We start from the raw sequence: 20,088 nt of genomic DNA, 5'->3' as shown, positions 1-20,088 counted from the left end.
TTAATAATGCTTACAATTTAAGTTGTTTTTTTTAATTTAGATTTTTAGGTATCAATTTATTTTTGTATACTTGCGCCTTGAATAAACATCGTACCAATCAAACTCAACAACATACAATCACACTGATCATGAAAAAAATAATCTTTACCATCGTTTTATTTTCAATCTTCAATTCCTCGTTCGCTCAAACTTGGAAATGGTCTAAAAAGGTAGGTGGAACATTGGCTGATCATGGTTATGGGATCAGTATTGATACCGCAGCGAATATCTATATAACGGGAGATTTCGCAGATACACTGTTCATAGGTGTAGATACCATTGTAAGTGCTGGCAACTCAGATATATTCATCGCAAAGTATGACCCAACAGGGTTTGTTCAATGGGCAAAAAGTGCAGGAGGAACTGGGGCTGACAGAGCATTGGGAATAATTACTGATGACTTAGGAAATGCATATATAACCGGTAATTTTAGAGATACAACCATCTTTGGAACTGATACCTTAATAAGTAATGGAGTTAATGTTAATGATATATTCATAGCAAAATATAATTCAGCAGGAAATTTACTTTGGGCTAAAATGGCAGGTGGTACAGGTAATGATGTTAGCTGGGGAATTGATCAAGATGACCTGGGTTATGTTTACATTACAGGCCATTTTACAGGTGTTTGTACATTTAGCAGCACCGACACATTGACAAGTTCTGATCTAAAAGATATATTTTTGGCAAAATATGATTCGTTTGGTAACCTGGTATGGGTAAAGCAGGCAGGGTCAACAGGAAACGACCGTGGTACAGGAGTAGCTATTGACCCTTTCGGCAATATTTACCTTTCAGGTATTTTTCAAAGCACAGCTATCTTTGGTATCACTGATACACTTGTGAGTGCAGGAAATTGGGATACGTTTATTGCAAAATATGATTCATCAGGTACTTTTCTATGGGCAAAATCGGCTGGCGGAAGCCTGGCTGATCGGGCAAACGCAATTAGTACAGATGGCTTTGGTAATGCTTACCTTACCGGTTTTTTCACGGATACAGCTATCTTTGGTAACGGCTCTGATACATTGATCTCTGCCGGTGCAGATGATATATTCATAGCAAAATACGATGCTGCCGGTAATCTTTTATGGGTAAAAAGCAATGGGAGTAGTTCCTCTCTTGAAAGTGGACAATCCATAGTCAGTGATGATTCCTTATCTATTTATCTAACAGGTTATTTTTCAGGCACAGCAATTTTTGGTTCCGACACGCTTGTCTCTACGGTTTCCCGTGATATATTTGTAGTAAAATATGATCTGGCAGGCAATATATTATGGGCTAAACACGTAAGCGGTACAGGTGTTGACGATAGAGGAAATGGAATTAGTATTGACAAGTATGGTAATAGCTATATTGCCGGTTATTTCGGGGGCACTCAACTGTTTGGTAACGACACGCTTATCGCATCAAACTTTGATATTTTCGTAGCCAAATTAGGCTGTGATTATCCTCCGGTTGTTAATTTTGGCTATACAATTGATACTACTTTTACGGTTAGCTTTACAGATTCATCTGTAAATGCTGGTACATACTATTGGGATTTTGGAGACGGGAACACAGATTCAGTGGCTAATCCACAGCATACCTATCCTGTTGCAGATAGTACTTATACAGTTTGTTTGATTGGTACAAACCCTTGTGACGTTGATACGATCTGTCAGACGGTACAGCTTGGCTGCCCTGCTCCGGTTGCTAAATTTTCCTATATGGATTCAGTATTTACAGTCAATTTTGCCGATTCCTCCCAAAACGCTGTAAGCTATTACTGGGAATTTGGAGACGGCAATACCGATACCTCAGCCGGTACCCAACACACCTACGCTTTTGCTGATAGTGTTTACGTTGCTTGCCTTACAGTAACCAATGCCTGCGGTAAAGATTCTACTATCTGTGATTCAATAACCATTATATGCCCTGCTCCGGTTGCAAAATTTAGCTATGTTGATTCGGGCTTAACGGTTAATTTTGCAGATTCTTCGATGAATGCTGTAAGCTGGTTCTGGAATTTTGGTGACGGCACCGATACTACTGTTGCCAGTCCCCCGCATACCTATCCTCCCGCTGATAGTTCGTATTATGTTTGTTTGACAGCAACCAATGTTTGCGGCAAAGATTCTGTTTTTTGCGATTCCGTAACGATCTCTTGTCCTGTTCCTGTTGCAAAATTCGGTTATAATGTTACATTCTCAACTGTCAGTTTTTTTGATTCTTCTTCAAATGCTGTAAGCTGGTTCTGGAATTTTGGGGATGGGAATACCGATAACATTGCAAGTCCACTGAATATCTATTCTTTGGTTGATAGTGCTTATTACGTTTGCCTGACAGTAACCAGTGTTTGTGGAAAAGACTCTACTATTTGCGATTCGGTAACGGTTATTCTTACTGGCATTGATCAATCCTTATTCAGCAAATACCAATTAAAGGTATATCCAAATCCCAATGCGGGGGCGTTCGTCATAGAGTTGAATTTGCCCAATGTTCAGAATGTGGAGGTAGCGCTTTTTAATGCCAGTGGCAAACTGATTTACAATGAAAATATCAAACAATTATCGGGTACTTTCAGGAAAGAAATTAAATTAAAAGATCATTCAAGAGGTATTTATTATTTGCAGGTAATTATCCCGAACATAAAAGCAATAAATAAGAAGATAATCATTGAGTGATTCTTTTTAAATGCCTAATTTATAGAGTATAGGTTTAGAGGGACTTGCATCTGATTCCATACTGGTTATTTGTAGATTTAATAAATATTGGCCATCTGGAATGTTATCCGCTACGTAGATCAATTCTGTGATCGTACAATCTTTTCTTGTGGTATCAGGTTTACCCCCTTTTAAGAAGAGGCGGGAAGAGGGCACACCTGCCTGCCCTGCATTTACAGGGGATGCAAACTGCCAGAACTCGTGATGTGCTTTTAGTATGCCTCCATCATCTTCTTTATCAACAGATGGCAGGTCAATTAACAAATGCTTTACATATATAGAGCATAAGTATCGGCAGATCTCCGGGTCGAGGTATGGCGGATTGGTGCCAGAGTATTGGCAGATCTTCTTTGCTTCAAAATTAGGCAATGTCCTGATGATCAATGCCTCAGGGTGTTTATCATCCTTTTTCGCTTTAAAATCTTCAAAAGTTATTATTCTATCACCATTATCTTGCTTTTGAGGAGCTATGGATATTAATTCTGCGAAGAAGATAAACTCCTTTAAACAATTATTAATAGTAGCGCTTTCATCAGGTGAAATATGTCCATAACATTCGGTGTGCGTACCGTTTCCGTGAGGCGTAATTTGTACTTTTTTATAATTACATGATCCGCCTTCTTTGACACTCCCGGTAAAACCCCCAGACCTTATAGTCTCAAATAATACCGGTTCTGCCCGGAAAGAATTGACATTATTGTCTCCTTCTCTTAATGGAATTGAGACGTCAATGGGTTTTTTTGGGTCAAAATGGAATTTTTTCCCATTATATTCAAATGAAAGTTTATTGATCATAACCTTAAATCACAAAGTTCTACATATTTTTTTTAAGTTTGTCAAACTATTTTACTTTCTTGACAATTTTATAAATTTAGTTTAAATTTGCCTGTAAAACGGATTGTCAATCCGTGCAGTAGTAGAAATGTTTACAAATAAAACTGCTTTCAGCAGGAAAATATTAATCGGGTTAATTACGTATGGATAGCCATAAACACTTATTACGATGAAGAATATAATTTTGCTTTTAAGCTTAGTGAGTTTAGTCTGTTTTAAGGCATATAGTGATGAAGTATCTGCTTTACAAAAGATACGCTACTCTGATCAACCGGTTGAAGGGTATATAGTAGAAATAACCATAAACAAAGGCACTATCGGAGGTGTTGCACAATTACAACAAAAATTACCACCGGGGTGTACCGTTACGCCTATTGAATTAATAAACGGGACATATTCATTTAATGTTCCGGATCTCGAAATATTATGGAGTTCATTGCCCCCTGAAAGTGAATTTACTATTTCATATTTGGTGGTTGTAGATGATAATATAGCTGGTGTAGAATCACCAGCTGACAAATTTCAGTATCTTTTAAATAATCTACGAGGTACACTTTATCTTACATCTATAGGAAGAACTTTGCCTGTCGTTTCTACCGGTTATCGTGAGGAATTAATTGCCTATACAGATGAGGTGCAGGAAGCTAAACCGGATGAAGAAAAAACCATAACAGATGAGGAACACGAAGTCAAGCCGCAGGAAAGACCCAAAAGAGTTATAATAAAAACCCTAACGAAAGAAGAGCTCAAGCGCCTGAAAGAAGAAGGAATTGTAAGGACTGCATACCAAAACCTGGAGTTTGAATTTGGAAGTGATATTATAAGGCAGGAGTCCTATGTCTCGCTGGAAAAATTAGGTGAACTGCTCATGGGAAACCCTGAATGGGGTATTGAACTAACAGGCCATACGGATAATGTTGGAAGCGACCAAAACAATTTATCCCTTTCTTACAGACGGGCTATTGCAGTGAAAAAATTTCTTGCTAACAAGGATGTAAAAAACAAAATTATTGTTAGATATTATGGTGAAGTAAAACCTGTTGTTTCTAATAAAACTGCCTCTTCAAGGCAAAAAAATAGAAGAGTAGAAATAGATCTGTACCGTTCATCATTAACCCCTGAACTCAGTATTGAAGAGTTTTTAAATGCTCCTATTAAAGACTTAGAATTTAAATCCGGAAGTGATATCATTGAAATTGCTTCTTATGCCTCTTTGGAAGAACTCATCCAGCTTATTAGTAAAAAATCCAATTATCGTATCACCATATCCGGTTATACTGACAATGTTGGCAATGCTGAAACTAATCTGGTATTATCTAAAAAACGTGCCAGCGCAGTAAAAAGATTTTTCTCTGTAGAGGCTGAGCCTGATAGAATTACAATAAAATATTATGGAGAAACCAAACCCATTTCAGATAATTCTATACTTATAGGAAGAAAGCAAAACAGGAGAGTAGAGATCGTTGCATCCTGGTCCTCTGTACTAAAAGAAGAACCTGTTGATCTGGAAAAGGTGACAACAGCAGACGAGAAACAATACAATGATTATGACGATGACAATAGCGACAACAAATTGGAAGAAAAGGAAGATAAAGCTGAGGGAACAGAAAAACCAAAAAGGCTTAAAAAACAAGAAAAAACCAAAGCGAAGGAAATGCCAGATAGTTTGGAAGTAGTCAAAGCAGCAGAAGAAGAACAAGATGAACTTAAAGATGAAGTAACAGCCAAAATAGATAAGGAAATAGAGGAAACACAGGCAGAAGATATTGCAATAGCAGGAGAAAAACAATACGGTGACGATGACAAAGAAGAAGAAATTGAAACAAAGGTAGAGGAAGAACCAGAAACAACAAAACAAAAAGCATTAGCTATATTAGAAGAAGTATACGAAACAGAACCTGAAACTGAAGAAAAGGCTGAAGTTGAAAAAAAGATAGATTATACCCAGGAAGAAATAGAAGCGGAACTCAAACGCATGCAAGAAGATACAGTAGGCGGGGACGTTGATCCCGAGTCAATCGGGAATATTCCTACAAAAGAAGATACTACAAAACCTAATCCTGACCTGCCTGCAGACCTGTCCCGTGCCGAAGGTCGGGAAGCTTCAGCGCAGGCAGGTCAGGAAAAAAAATCTAAAAAAAAGAAAAAAAGTAAAAAGCCGAAAGAAGAACCAAAAGAAGATGTAGGACAGATTGATGATCCGTCAGTAGTAGGACGGATTGATAATCCGTCAATAGTTGAAACAGAAAAAGAAACAGTGGAAGAAGCGACAACAGTAAAAAAAGTTGAAGAAGAGCCTGAGGGCAAAGAAATTATCTATAAAGTTCAGATCGCTGCATCCAGATCACCTTTACAGGATAGCGATCTCAGATTTCAGGGAATTCAGGATGTTACAACACAAAAAGACATTGATGGATGGTACAGATATTTTGCCGGTTCATATAGAGACTTTAAAGCTGCCAAAACACGCTTAAACGAGATAATTAAAAAAGGCATAAAAGATGCCTGGATTTCAAAATATAAAGGGTTCCAAAGAATGATTGATTAGGGTTGTTTGTAAAAACTTTTTAAAATAAGTTTAAATTTTTGCATTTTTCCTTGACTTTTAAAAATTTTGTATTATGTTTGAAACCCTTTTTCGTTTTAAGGGATTGTTAGGAAATAAAGTTTACAGAATTGACGCAGTGATTTTGTTCATTTTCAAGGCATAAAATCTGCGAATAGCACAGCTATTTAAAGATTTTGTAACGCAGAAAATGGACAAAAGAACAAGTCAAAATGTAAAGTTTATTTTCTAACAATCCCTTACTTACACGCCTGTTCAAGGTTGGGAGAAGAAATGATAGCGGGAAAATTTTTAATAGTCTTTATTTATTTAATAATTTGTATTTGTTATTTGATTTTTTTTAAGCATTATTGCGGTTTAGTTGCATAGCGGATTGTTTATAAAACAAGTTTATGAGAAATTTTAGTAAATCTTGTTGTTAATTAAAAATGTTATTTAACTTTGCGCATAAAATTATATGGGGATTTGGTGCGAAAAAAGATATAACCCCAAAGTAAATAGTCTTAAATATGAAAAATTTAGTTATTTTTTCCCTGGCAGCGTTATTGAGTGTATTTATTTTCAATGAAACTGCTGCCCAGATCAAAGAAAAAAAAGGGAAATCAGGTAAAACAGTCGTTACCCAGGCGCCATTGATCGAGGTCAAGCTAAAATCTGTGAAGAACATCTTGTGTCACGGTGACAACAAGGGTTCAGTGGATATTTCGATTAAAGGGGGAAAATCTCCTTACAAATACAAATGGAGTAACGGTGCTGTCACACAGGATATAAAAGGCGTCCCGGCAGGCGTCTATAAAGTTATGGTAGTAGATGCCCTCAAATGCCCGGACAGCATCACTGTAACTGTTACCCAGGCATCACTGCTGGTTGCAAAATTAGATTCTGTGACAAATATAAATTGTTATGGATACAGTACAGGAGCGATTGACATTTCCGTTACAGGAGGCGTGCCTCCCTACTTTTTTAGCTGGAATAATGGAGCGACCACTGAGGATGTATCAGGCGTTACGGCAGGTAACTATTCATTATTGATAACAGATGCCAACAACTGCCAGGACATTGTTACAACAACTATTAAACAAAAGCCAAGGCTAAAGGTAAAATTAGATGCTGTAAAAAACATTCTCTGTTATGGAGAGAGTACGGGAGCGATCAGTATTTCCGCTGCCGGGGGAGTTGCTCCATATACTTACAGATGGACCAACGGAGCCACTACCCAGGATATATCCGGGGTTCCGGCAGGACAGTATTCAGTGAAAATAACAGATGCAACCGGTTGTCAGGATTTCATCACTGCAAATGTTAAAGAAGAAGAACCTGTTACACTTATCTTAGACGCTGTGACGAATATTCTCTGTTACGGAGAAAATAGGGGAGCGGTAGCCATTTCGGTGAAAGGGGGAGTTGCTCCTTATACCTACGCCTGGAGCAATGGAGCTACTAAGCAGGATATTACGGGCGTGCCGGTAGGAAACTATTCAGTATCTGTTACAGATGCCAATGGCTGTTCACAAATGCTGGAAGCAACCATTACTCAACCGCCATTACTTTCCCTGGTCATAGATACTGTGGTCAACGTCTTGCATTATGGAGACAAAACCGGTGCTGTAAAAATTAAAGTTAGCGGTGGAGGTGCACCATACACCTATAGCTGGAGTAACGGAGCTAAGACAAAAAATATAAAAATTGTTCCGGCAGGAAGCTATTCAATAACGGTAAAAGATGCCAGTGGTTGTGCAAAAACCATCAATGCCAGCATTTCTCAGCCGCCAATGCTGGTCGGTACAATAGATGCTGTGAAGAATGTTATGTGTTATGGTGACAGCTCAGGAGCTGTATTAATTACTGCTACCGGAGGGATTGGCCCATATAAATACAGGTGGAGTAATGGGGCTTCTACTGCGGATTTAAAACGTGTCACGGCAGGAAGGTATTCAGTAACGATAACAGATGCACATGGCTTTAAGGAAACTGCCAGCGCAATCATTACCCAACCTTCATTATTCATACTTAAATTAGATGCTGTGAAGAATGTTAAGTGTTATGGAGATAAGACGGGAATAGTAGATATTTCAGTTTCCGGTGGCGTTGCTCCTTATGCTTACAAATGGAACAATTTAGCTACAACACAGGATCTGCTTGGCGTTCAGGAAGGGAGCTATTCTGTAACAGTAAGAGATGCAAAAGGCTGTACAAGAAACACCAGTGCAAAAATTACTCAGCCTCCAAAGCTGGATCTGAACCTGGCATCTGTAACAAATATAAAATGTTATGGAGAGAGTAAAGGAGCAGTTGACATCACGATCAAAGGAGGAGTCGCACCCTATACTTACGATTGGAACAATGGCGCTATTACACAGGATATATCCAGGATTGCTGCTGGCAACTATTCATTAACAGTAACAGAAGCCAATGGCTGTGCAAACACCATCACTGCAAAAATAACACAGCCTCCCTTACTTGAATTGAGCCTTGCCTCTACGAAGAACATCGCTTGTTACGGAGATAACAAAGGAGCTGTAAACATCAGGGTTACCGGGGGCGTTTCTCCTTATACTTACAAATGGAGTAATGGAGCTACCTCTAAGGATATACCAGCAGTAACTGCAGGAAAATATTCTGTAACGATAAATGATGCCAATGGCTGTACCGAATCTATTAGCGCTTCCGTGAAACAACCCCCATTGCTCGTAAAAAAATTAGATGGCGTAACAAATATCAGGTGTTATGGAGAAAGTAAGGGTGCGGTAAACATTACAGTTACCGGAGGATCCCCCCCCTACATTTATAAATGGAGCAACGGGGCTATCACACAGGATATTACGGGAATTCCGGCAGGTAAGTATTCAGTATCGATCAAAGATTCCAAAAGCTGCAGGGATACTGTTCGTGTAACCGTTACACAACGGCCGTTGCTTGTCCCTGAACTTGATGCTGTTACTGATGTCTTATGTTACGGAAATAAGACCGGGAAAGTAAATATTTCAGTTAGCGGAGGTGTTGCTTCTTATACTTACAACTGGAGCAACGGGGCTGCCACACAGGATATAAACAATCTACCCTCTGGCACCTATTCAGTAACGATCAAAGATGCTATGGGCTGTATGAAAACCCTGGATGCAAGGATAACCCAGCCACCCTTGCTCATCCAAACCCTTGACGCTGTGACTGATATTTTATGTTACGGAGATAAGACAGGAGAAGTAAATATTACGGTCAGGGGTGGAGTGCCTCCATACACTTACGGATGGAATAACGGTGGTACTACACAGGATGTAAAAGAAATTTCCGCAGGCAAGTATTCAGTAACGATAAAAGACGCCAACGGTTGTACAAAAACTATTAGTGCAAATATTATCCAGCCGCCAAAGATCGTACATAAATTAGATGCTGTGATAAATAACCGCTGTTATGGGGAAAGTAATGGGGTAGTAAACATCACCGTTACCGGAGGCATTCCTCCATACTCTTATAAATGGAATAATGGAGCCACCACACAGGATATTTCAGGGGCTCCGGCAGGCAAATATTCAGTGCAGATATCAGAATCCAATGGCTGTACCAAAACACTTAGTGCAGAGATTACCCAGCCGCCAAAACTCGTAGTCAAAATTGATACTGTAAAAAATATCAACTGTTTCGCAGAGAGAAAGGGAGCTGTTTTGGTCAAGATCACGGGGGGTGCTGCTCCATACACTTATAGCTGGAGCAACGGTGCAACTACAAAGAATCTATCAGGGATCGCAGCTGGAAGTTATACATTAACAGTAACTGATGACAATGGCTGTATTAAAACCGTTAGTGCAAAAGTTATCCAGCCACCCTTACTCACTGTGACCCTGGATAATGTGAAGAATATCCTTTGTAATGGGGGCGCTACCGGAGCAGTTTCCATAACAGTCAGAGGTGGAGTGGGGCCGTATGCTTACAAATGGAGCAATGGGGCTGCAACACAGGATATAACCGGCCTTACTGCAGGGAGCTACTCAGTGATCGTAACTGATGCAAAAGGGTGTACCGAATCAATTTCTGCAAATGTGATCCAGCCTCCTATACTCACCCTGACCAAGGACGAACAACAGAACATCAGTTGTTATGGCGACAAATCCGGATCAGTAAATATTACGCTTAAAGGAGGCGTTACGCCATACACATACAGTTGGAGCAACGGAGCTACTACACAGGATCTGGCAGCAATTCCGGCAGGCAGCTATAAAGTGACGGTAACAGACGCCAACGGCTGTAAAGTTTCCCTGATCAGTGCAGTTGTTTCCCAACCTCCACTACTGATTTTAACTGTTGACGAAGTGAAAAACATCCTGAATCATGGAGAGTCAAAGGGCGTTGTAAAAATTTCGGTTTCAGGGGGTAGCGCTCCATACACTTATAGTTGGAGTAACGGGGCTAAAACGCAGGATATTATTGATGTACCGGCAGGTAATTATTCCGTAACGGTACAAGATGCGAGGGGCTGTGTTAAAACTCAAAGCGCAATCATTACCCAGCCGCCATTGCTCGTACTGACCACTGATGCAGTAACCAACATTAAATGTTACGGTAACAAAGAGGGCGAGATAAATATATCAGCTAAGGGAGGGGTGCCCCCTTACACTTATAGTTGGAGCAATGGAGCTACAACACAAGACCTGAAAGGCATTCCTGCCGGCGCCTATTCAGTAACTATAACAGATGCCAATGGCTATAAAGGCACACTAAAGGCAGAAGTTAAACAGCCACCCAGGTTCAAACTTACTATTGATGACGTAATGAACTTATTGTGCTATCAAAATAGAAAAGGCGTTATTGATATTACGGTTTCAGGGGGAGTTCTTCCCTACTCATACAACTGGAGCAATGGAGGTATCTTACAGGATATTACAGGCGTCTCTGCAGGCGCCTATTCAGTAACTGTAACAGATGCCAATGGTTGTAAGATCACCGATAGCGCTACGATTACCCAACCTTCAGAGCTCTCCCTGAGCTTAGCTTCTGTGGAGAATATATCATGTTACGGTGAAAGCAAAGGAGAAGTAAAAATTTCGGTCAAAGGTGGCGTTGCACCGTACGCTTACAGTTGGAGCAATGGCGCTACCTCAAAGAATATTGCAGGGATCCCGGCAGGGAATTATTCAGTAAATGTAACCGATGCCAAAGGTTGTGTAAAAACCATTGGTGCAAGCATTACTCAACCTATATTGCTCACCCTAAGCTTAGCATCTGTAAAGAACGTCTTATGCAACGGGGAAAAAAAGGGTGCTGTAAGCGTAACAGTTACAGGGGGCAGCGCTCCCTACCGTTATAGCTGGAGTAGTGGAGATACTATACAGAATATGAAAAATGTTCCCGCAGGAAACTATTCAGTAACCCTTACGGATGCACAGCGATGTGTTAAAACGCTGAGTGCAAGCATTACCGAGCCGCCATTACTTTCATTGACCCTGGATGATGCGAAGAACATCAGGTGTAACGGGGGCAGCCAGGGCGCTGTTAAGGTTAGGATCAAAGGGGGTGTTGCTCCATACAGTTACAGTTGGAGCAATGGCGCTACTACAAGAGATATATCAGGAGTTACGGCTGGTAAATATTCATTAAATGTAACAGATAACAATGTCTGTATTAAAAACATCAGTGCAGAGCTTGCTGAACCCCCATTGCTTACTGTAAAGTTAGATGAAGTTAATAACATAATGTGTCACGGAGGCACCGATGGCGCCATAAACATTTCGGTTGCAGGAGGCGTTGCTCCATACACATACAGATGGAATAACGGAGCTAAAACAGAGGATCTAAAAGGGCTTTATGCTGGTGAATATTCAGTAAAGATAAAAGATGCCAATGGCTGTATGGAAACCATCACAGCAACCATCTCCCGTCCACCAAATCTGATTCTTTCTTTAGATAATGTTGTAAATGCCAGGTGCCATGGAGACAGCGCAGGTGAAATTAACATTACAATTACCGGTGGTGTTGCTCCATACACCTATGAATGGAATAATGGAGCCACTACGCAGGACTTAAGAGGAATTTATGCCGGTAACTATACGGTAAAGATAAAAGATAACAGGGGCTGTATCGTATCCCTTACTACTGCCATTTCCCAGCCATCAGAACTTTTCAGGTCGGTGGATGCCATAACCCACATCCCGTGTAACGGGGAAAAAAACGGACTGATAAATATCACCGTTACCGGAGGAGTGCCTCCATATATTTATGCGTGGAACAACGGAGCTACCACACAGGATATAGCTGGTTTACCGGCAGGCGACTATTCAGTGAAGATAACAGAGTCCAACGGTTGTGCAACAGGCCTGGCTGCAACCATTAATGAACCGCCAACCTTTGCTGTTACCCTCGATTCTATAAAGAATGTCTTGTGCTATGGAGATAAAAAGGGAGCGGTTTATATAACAGCTAAAGGAGGGGTTCTTCCTTACAAATACAGCTGGAGTAACGGGTCTGGAAAAGAGGATATTGAGAGTGTTTTTGCTGACAGCTACTCAGCAATGGTTACCGATGCCAACGGATGTATGGACAATATCAGTGCGATCGTTAATGAGCCGCCAGATCTCATCCTCACAATAGAATCCGTTACAAACGTTAAATGCTGTGGTGACAGCAGCGGAGCAATATTCATCAGGGTAAACGGAGGAGTTGCCCCAATCACTTACTTTTGGAGCCACGGAGCAATCACAAAGGATGTAACAGGGCTTAAACAAGGCAGCTATTCCGTTACGGCAACAGATGCCAACCGATGTAAAGTCTTTACCCCCCTCGGAGGCATGACATTATATGAACTGGTAGTGAGTGAAGGTAAATTTATATCCCGGGACATTTTATTTGATGTTGCCAGATCAACCATTAAATCTGAATCTTTTGCCGCAGTCAACAAAATAGCAGTATTAATGAGAGAACACCAGGATCTGAGATTCAGTGTAGAAGGCCATACAGACAGTGACGGTGATGCAACCTCTAATAAGATACTATCTGAAGACAGAGCCAAAGCAATTAAAAAGGCGCTCGTTAAATTTGGCGTTAATCCTTCAAGATTAAAAGCAAGAGGATGGGGAGAAAGCAAACCCGTTGATACCAACCTTACATCCGCAGGTAAAGCAAACAACAGAAGAGTGGAGTTTGTGGCGATATAAGAAATAAATTCTTAACTAATAATTTTCTATATTGCAAGCTAAAACACCAATGGAAAATTTCGTTGTATCGGCACGCAAGTACAGGCCCGATAGCTTTGATAATGTGATCGGCCAGTCGCATATCACTACCACTTTAAAAAATGCGGTCAAAGATAGTCACCTGGCGCATGCGTTTTTATTTTGCGGGCCAAGAGGAGTAGGTAAAACTACTTGTGCGCGCATCCTGGCAAAAACTATAAACTGCAAGAACCTTACCCCCGAAACAGAAGCGTGCAATCAATGTGAGTCTTGCGTTAGCTTTATCAATAACGCCTCCTTTAATATCCATGAATTAGATGCCGCTTCAAACAATTCGGTAGATGATATCAGGAACCTGGTGGATCAGATGCGCTATGCGCCACAATCAGGTAAATACAAAATTTATATTATTGATGAAGTGCACATGCTTTCAACCAATGCTTTTAATGCCTTTCTGAAAACATTGGAAGAACCCCCGTCCCACGCAATTTTTATATTAGCGACCACCGAAAAGCACAAAATTATACCTACCATCCTTTCCCGCTGCCAGATCTATGATTTTAGCAGGATCCAGCTTGTTGATATTGTAACCCATTTAAATGAAATTGCCGAAAAGGAAGGGATTAAAACCGAACCCGAAGCATTACATTTGATAGCCCAGAAAGCAGATGGAGCTTTGCGCGATGCATTGTCCCTTTTTGACCTTATCGCAACTTTCTCGTCAGATAACCAGGTTACCTACAAAGATACCATTGAGAACCTGCACATACTTGATTATGATTACTATTTTAAAATGACAGATTACCTGACAGGGGAAAATATTTCTGAGGCATTATTGATTTACGATGAAGTACTTCGCAACGGGTTTGACGGACACAATTTTATTGTCGGATTAAGCGAACATTTTCGTGACCTGTTGGTTTGCAAAGATGATGGAACCATAAAACTGCTCCAGGTTTCAGACAATATAAAAAAAAGATACCAGGAGCAAGCAAAAAATACTCCTTTATCTTTCCTGATGACGGCATTAAATATTGTCAGCCAATGCGATATCAATTATAAAATTAGTAAAAACCAGCGTTTGCACGTTGAACTGGCTTTGATGAAAATGGCGCATATTAACCAGGCAGTTAATCTTTTAGAACACCAACAATCTCAAAAGGAAACAAAAGAAGAGCAGAATAAAAATAAAGCGCCCGGTTCTGAAAAAATAGTTACTTCAGAGCCGCCCTTAAAAGACTCCGGAGGCATGGAAAGCGCTAAATATAGTGTACCCGACAGTAAAAAAGATGTTTCAACGCATGAAGGGGAAGGGGAATCAGAGAATACACACAAATCTGAAGTTAAGGAGCAGGAAACTGAATATCAACCAAGCTCTTCTGTTAATAAAACAGGCCAGGCAGTTCAGCCTCACCAAGCTCCGGAAGCTCAGGTTGAGCATCAGCGAAATCCCGATAAAGCCGGGGCAGATACAACACCCTCAATTCCAAATCCGATTGCTCCCGATAATTATCAGCACGGATCGGAATCAAACACCAGTTTTAAAGATACCATTAAGATCACAGACTTTAAAAAATATAAGTCCCAGATAAGAGAAAATGCTGATCGATCCCAGGAAAACACGGCTGGCAAAGGGGATAGCAAAGCCCCCCCTTCGGCCCTGTCCCGTACCTTTGGCCGGGAGGGGGTGGGGGGGGCTTCTGACAAGCCAGTCACACAAGAACAAATACAAAAAACGTGGGATAGCTATGCTCAAAAAAAAAAGACAGAAGGTAAGATGAATGAGCATACTATTTTAGCAGGCAGCAAAATAACCGTTGACAACCACATCATTAGCCTGCAGCTTGACAACCAGGTACAGCTTGATCAATTCAGTGAATTTAAATCTGACCTGCTGAAAACCCTGAGAAAGGAATCAGGCAATGCTAAAATTATGGTAGAAGCTAAAATAATGCCCCACAATCCACAAAAGAAGATATATACAGACCGCGAAAAATTTACGTACCTCTCTGAGAAATACCCGCTACTAAATGAAATGAAAGAGAAATTTGGGTTGGAGACAGATATGTAACTCAAAATTGTCATTTTTTATAATATGAAAGTAGGTATAATAGGTGCAAACGGACAGCTTGGAACAGACGTTTGCGCAGCATTCAATAAAAATGGTGATCAGGTAATTGAGCTGAATCATGATAAAGTAGAAATTGCTGATATAGATGTTGTTTCTTCCGTATTGAAATCATTGAAGCCAGATATAGTTGTGAACACCGCAGCATATCATCACGTAGAAAAATGTGAGACTGAACTTGAAAAAGCATTTTCTGTAAATGCATTGGGGGCTCGTAACCTTGCCATGCTTTCCCGCGATTTAGGTTTTTTTATTATTCATATAAGCACAGATTACGTTTTTGATGGAAACAAAGAAAAGCCTTATCTTGAAGAAGATTTACCTTCACCATTAAATGTTTACGCAAATACAAAGCTTTCAGGTGAGTTTTTCGTTCAGGCGATAGCTGAGAGATTTCTTATAATGAGATCTTCCGGCCTTTATGGTAAAAGCCCGTGCAGAGCAAAAGGATATAACTTTGTTGATATCATGTTAAAGTTAGCCAAAGAACGTGATGAGGTAAGGGTGGTAGATAATGAGGTATTGACACCTACATCCACTGCTGAATTAGCCAAACAAATGGTAAAGATTAGCAGGGATGAATGTTATGGTTTATCTCATGCTACGGCAGAAGGGAACTGTTCGTGGTATGATTTTGCGAAAGAAATATTCAGAATAAAGAAAATTAATACGCCCTTAAATATTGCAGGCCCGGATGAATTTCCCATAAAAGTTGCCAGGCCGTCTTATTCAGTTCTTGAAAATGGGTTTTTAAAAAAACAGGGACTGAATGTTTTTGGAAATTGGGAAGAAGGGCTGAAAGATTATCTGGAAGATAGTTAGATAAAATGAGTATCCGCTTTTGTATCTAATGAAATCTCCCGAGTACTCGGGATAATCTCTCTACTCTGTTGTAAAATTGCATGGCTGTATGAATGCATGGAAGAATCTAATCATGCATTCATGCAGCCATGCAATATTTGGAGTGAAGGTATATTCTAAAATAATTATAGGTATTATTTGGGGATAGCCATATTAAATAATTTTAGCTTCCTTCAACACAGCGCTTATACCTTTTTTATTGATGGTCCTGATCGCCTTCGTTGAAACAGTCAGGGTGATCCAACGGTCTTCTTCAGGAATATAAAACCTTTTCTTTTGCAGGTTTGGATAAAATTTGCGCCTCGTTTTATTATGGGCATGAGAGACACGATTACCCACGCTGGTTTTCTTACCTGTTATTTGACAAATTCTTGACATATCTCTTAAAACGCGTAGCCCCGCCAACTGGCGGGGCATAGCGTTCCTGTGCTATATCTTGGTACTCTACGCTTTGCGTATTTAGTATTAATTTGCAAATATAGTGGATTTTTGGGAATTAACAAAAAAAAATTAAAATAACAGGTTTTGTTTGAGTGTCTATTCTTTTTTCTTATAAATAAAGAAAAAGCTTATCTTTGCGTAGTTAAATTGCTAAAATAATTAGGGGGTTAAAAATCGCTGAATACTCGGGATTAGCATTATACATTCGTAAATCGTCATTCGTCATTCGTCATTCGTAAATCGTAAATTATAAATGGCTCGCATATTAACAGGCATTCAAAGCTCCGGACAACCTCATTTAGGTAATATATTGGGTGCGATCATACCCGCTATTGAATTGTCCAAGTCAGTTGAAAATGAATCACTATTTTTTATTGCCGATCTCCATTCGCTCACATCTATTAAAAATGCTGAAATAAGAAAAAACAATACCTATGCTTCAGCAGCTGCCTGGCTGGCATTTGGTTTTGATACAAAACAGCATATTTTTTACAGGCAATCTGACGTGATCGAGGTGTGTGAGCTTACGTGGTACCTCAATTGCTTTACACCTTATTCTATGCTGGCCAAAGCACATTCATTTAAAGAAAAATCTGACCGGCTCGCAGAAGTAAATGCAGGACTCTTTGTTTATCCTGTTTTAATGGCAGCCGATATCCTGCTTTATGATGCCGATATTGTACCGGTAGGCAAAGACCAGAAACAGCACCTGGAAATGACCCGCGATATTGCCCAAACCTTTAATAACTTCTACGGAGATACATTTGTAGTGCCCAAACCTAAAATTGATGCCGATGTAATGACCATACCCGGCACAGATGGCCAAAAAATGAGCAAGTCATACAACAACATCATCAATATTTTTGAACCTGAAAAGCAATTAAAAAAAACCATCATGTCTATTATAACAGACAGCAAAACGCTTGAACAGCCTAAAGATCCCGGTTCATGTGTAATATTTCATTTATATTCATTAATAACTTCTGAGGAAGAAACTGAAAAAATGCGCAATAATTATATTGTTGGAAATTATGGCTACGGCCATGCTAAAAAAGCGTTATTTGAATTGATCTTAAATAAATACAGCAAAGAAAGAAAGTTGTTTAACCAATATATAAATAATCCTGACCAGTTAGAAAAAAAGCTGCTTGATGGGGCGAAAAAAGCTAAAGCTATTGCGTATGATGTGCTGGAAAGAGTAAGAAGTAAACTTGGATATTAGTGTTAAATTTAATTATATAGATTATTTATGCAATTTAACACTAGCAGATCCGATACAATTAATTAAGAGGCTGTCCAAACATCCTTTTTTTGGTTTCCACCTATCATCAGCAAAATACGGGTAGGATTTGGAACAATTACGAGCTTCATGTCCTTGCCTGGAAGTTCCTCAGATTCTACTGATATGCCTTCATCATGACTTACGTCATAAACAGGGGACCCATCTTTATTTTTGCCCGTTTCTATGTACTTATTTGCGAGGTAAGAAGTGGGTATGAGCACATCGTTTTCAGGGCAATACTTATCATGCACTTTCTGCAAAGCCTCTTCAAGATATGGGCCATAAGTTTCATTAAAGTCGTCTTCTATATCGTGAAGCGCTTCCTCCAGGTCATCATATTGCTTATCGGAATAATCTATTCCGGATAGCTGGTTTCTTTTTTCTGCTATTTCAGCTAATTTGAGATTTAAACTTTTAGTGTCCATGATCTGTAAATTTAAAATTAAAAGTTCAGGCAAACTTCTGTATTTGAAATTAAAGTTACAAGAAAAGTTTTAAAAAGTTTGTTTTTTTTAAAAAAAAACTATATCTTTGTATAAGAAGGTACTAGATGAAAGTGAAAATTTAATCTATAAAAAATAAACTTAATTCATTATGGAAACACAGGAAAAAGAAATTACCAGTACAACAACTACCAGGGGTGTAGAGGATTTTTTACCTCTCAATGGTACTGACCATGTTGAATTTTATGTAGGAAATGCCAAACAAGCTGCCTACTATTATCAAACAGCCTTTGGTTTTCAACCTTTGGCTTATGCAGGACTGGAAACGGGGCTGAGAGACAGGTCGTCTTATGTGCTCAGGCAGGGCAAAGTTACCTTTGTACTGTCCACTCCTTTGAGCGATGACTCACCTATTGCTGACCATATAAAATTGCACGGAGATGGTGTAAAGGTAATTGCTTTGTTGGTAGATGATGCAGAAAAATCATACAAGGAAACCACCAGCAGAGGTGCTAAATCTTATCTGGAACCCGTAACGGAAAAGGATGAATTTGGTGAAGTGAAAGTATCGGGTATTCATACCTATGGTGATACGGTTCACATTTTTGTTGAGAGAAAAAATTATCAAGGCCTTTTTTTACCCGGATATAAATCATGGGAATCTTCTGTAAAAAGCACCGAAGTAGGTTTAAAGTATATAGATCATACAGTTGGAAATGTTGACTGGGGTCAAATGAATACCTGGGCTAAATTTTATGCTGATGTGATGGGTTTTAAACAAATTATTTCCTTTGACGATAAGGATATTTCTACAGAATATACCGCCCTGATGAGCAAGGTGATGGCCAATGGCAACGATAGAATCAAATTCCCGATCAACGAACCGGCTGAAGGAAAGAAAAAATCGCAGATAGAGGAATATATTGACTTCTATAAAGGCGCTGGCGTACAGCATATTGCCCTCGCTACGGATGATATTCTCCAAACTGTTACAGAATTGAAAAAAAGAGGCGTTGATTTTCTTGTCATACCTGGCAATTATTATGATACATTATTAGACAGGGTTGGTAAAATAGATGAGGACATTAAACCATTGAAAGACTTAAATATATTGGTTGACAGAGACGATGAGGGCTATTTGCTGCAGATATTCACCAAACCCGTAGAAGACCGGCCTACCTTGTTTTACGAAATTATCCAAAGAAAAGGAGCCAAATCTTTTGGTAAAGGCAATTTTAAAGCGCTTTTTGAATCTATAGAGCTGGAGCAGGCGAAGAGGGGGAATCTTTAAATTATTAAAGTTTTTTTGTAAGAAGATAAAATTATAAACAAATGGAAAACAATTGGCAAGATCATATTAGTAAATATTTATTTTCATTAGTGTTTAGTTTATTGGTTTGGGTCTGAGAATATAACTGTGGATACTCAAAAAATAACAACCCATTGGATAGAAAGCTCTGATAAAGACTTTGAAACAATGAACCATTTGTTTCAAACGAAAGATTATCATTGGGCTTTATTTTTGGGACATCTTGTAATTGAAAAATTAGGTCTAATAGACAAAAGGTGGTTGGTAAAATCACTTCAAAAATAGTAATATTATAAGTAATGTACAAAAAATGTGGG

The 20,088-nt window shown here is 39.4% G+C and carries 11 protein-coding genes; 8 read left to right on the top strand and 3 right to left on the bottom strand.

Annotated elements, in window-relative coordinates; genetic code table 11:
• The first annotated feature begins 128 nt into the window (after positions 1 to 128).
• A complete protein-coding gene (locus FVQ77_11365; GenBank protein MBW8050912.1) occupies positions 129 to 2,705 on the top strand; it encodes a T9SS type A sorting domain-containing protein in 2,577 nt (858 codons plus the stop codon).
• Between the two features lie 6 nt (positions 2,706 to 2,711).
• Here FVQ77_11365 and FVQ77_11360 read toward each other — a convergent pair whose 3' ends face one another.
• The gene (locus FVQ77_11360; protein MBW8050911.1) at positions 2,712 to 3,539 is read right to left on the bottom strand and encodes a cyclase family protein; all 828 of its coding nucleotides are present in this window, start codon (positions 3,537 to 3,539) and stop codon (positions 2,712 to 2,714) included.
• A 208-nt stretch (positions 3,540 to 3,747) separates the two neighbouring features.
• Here FVQ77_11360 and FVQ77_11355 point away from each other — a divergent pair, with 208 nt between their 5' ends.
• From FVQ77_11355 to rfbD, 4 genes are all read left to right on the top strand, one after another.
• Positions 3,748 to 6,126, top strand: a complete 2,379-nt coding sequence (locus FVQ77_11355; protein ID MBW8050910.1) for an OmpA family protein — start codon at positions 3,748 to 3,750, stop codon at positions 6,124 to 6,126.
• Positions 6,127 to 6,653: 527 nt separating this feature from the next.
• Positions 6,654 to 13,289 carry an OmpA family protein gene (locus FVQ77_11350; protein MBW8050909.1) on the top strand — a complete coding sequence of 2,212 codons (6,636 nt, stop codon included), beginning with the start codon at positions 6,654 to 6,656 and terminating at the stop codon, positions 13,287 to 13,289.
• A gap of 49 nt (positions 13,290 to 13,338) precedes the next feature.
• A complete protein-coding gene (locus FVQ77_11345) occupies positions 13,339 to 15,378 on the top strand; it encodes a DNA polymerase III subunit gamma/tau (protein ID MBW8050908.1) in 2,040 nt (679 codons plus the stop codon).
• Between the two features lie 24 nt (positions 15,379 to 15,402).
• Positions 15,403 to 16,257: a dTDP-4-dehydrorhamnose reductase gene (rfbD, locus tag FVQ77_11340; GenBank protein MBW8050907.1), complete on the top strand. Its 855-nt coding sequence runs from the start codon at positions 15,403 to 15,405 to the stop codon at positions 16,255 to 16,257.
• A 192-nt stretch (positions 16,258 to 16,449) separates the two neighbouring features.
• Here the strand turns inward: rfbD and FVQ77_11335 are convergent, their stop codons facing one another.
• Entirely contained in the window at positions 16,450 to 16,674 is a 225-nt protein-coding gene (locus tag FVQ77_11335) for a 50S ribosomal protein L28 (GenBank protein MBW8050906.1), read from the bottom strand.
• Positions 16,675 to 16,990: 316 nt separating this feature from the next.
• On the opposite strand from FVQ77_11335, the gene trpS reads away from it, so the two are divergent.
• The gene (trpS, locus tag FVQ77_11330) at positions 16,991 to 17,959 is read left to right on the top strand and encodes a tryptophan--tRNA ligase (GenBank protein MBW8050905.1); all 969 of its coding nucleotides are present in this window, start codon (positions 16,991 to 16,993) and stop codon (positions 17,957 to 17,959) included.
• Positions 17,960 to 18,021: 62 nt separating this feature from the next.
• On the opposite strand, the gene FVQ77_11325 is transcribed toward trpS, so the two are convergent.
• Entirely contained in the window at positions 18,022 to 18,444 is a 423-nt protein-coding gene (locus tag FVQ77_11325) for a hypothetical protein (GenBank protein MBW8050904.1), read from the bottom strand.
• A gap of 169 nt (positions 18,445 to 18,613) precedes the next feature.
• On the opposite strand from FVQ77_11325, the gene hppD reads away from it, so the two are divergent.
• Positions 18,614 to 19,753: a 4-hydroxyphenylpyruvate dioxygenase gene (gene hppD, locus FVQ77_11320; GenBank protein ID MBW8050903.1), complete on the top strand. Its 1,140-nt coding sequence runs from the start codon at positions 18,614 to 18,616 to the stop codon at positions 19,751 to 19,753.
• A 126-nt stretch (positions 19,754 to 19,879) separates the two neighbouring features.
• Positions 19,880 to 20,056 carry a HEPN domain-containing protein gene (locus FVQ77_11315; protein MBW8050902.1) on the top strand — a complete coding sequence of 59 codons (177 nt, stop codon included), beginning with the start codon at positions 19,880 to 19,882 and terminating at the stop codon, positions 20,054 to 20,056.
• Positions 20,057 to 20,088 lie beyond the last annotated feature (32 nt).

The sequence above is a fragment of the Cytophagales bacterium genome (genome assembly GCA_019456305.1).
Classification (GTDB): Bacteria; Bacteroidota; Bacteroidia; order Cytophagales; family VRUD01; genus VRUD01.
Note: the sequence above shows the minus strand (reverse complement) of the source record. Positions and strands in the feature narration are given on the sequence as shown.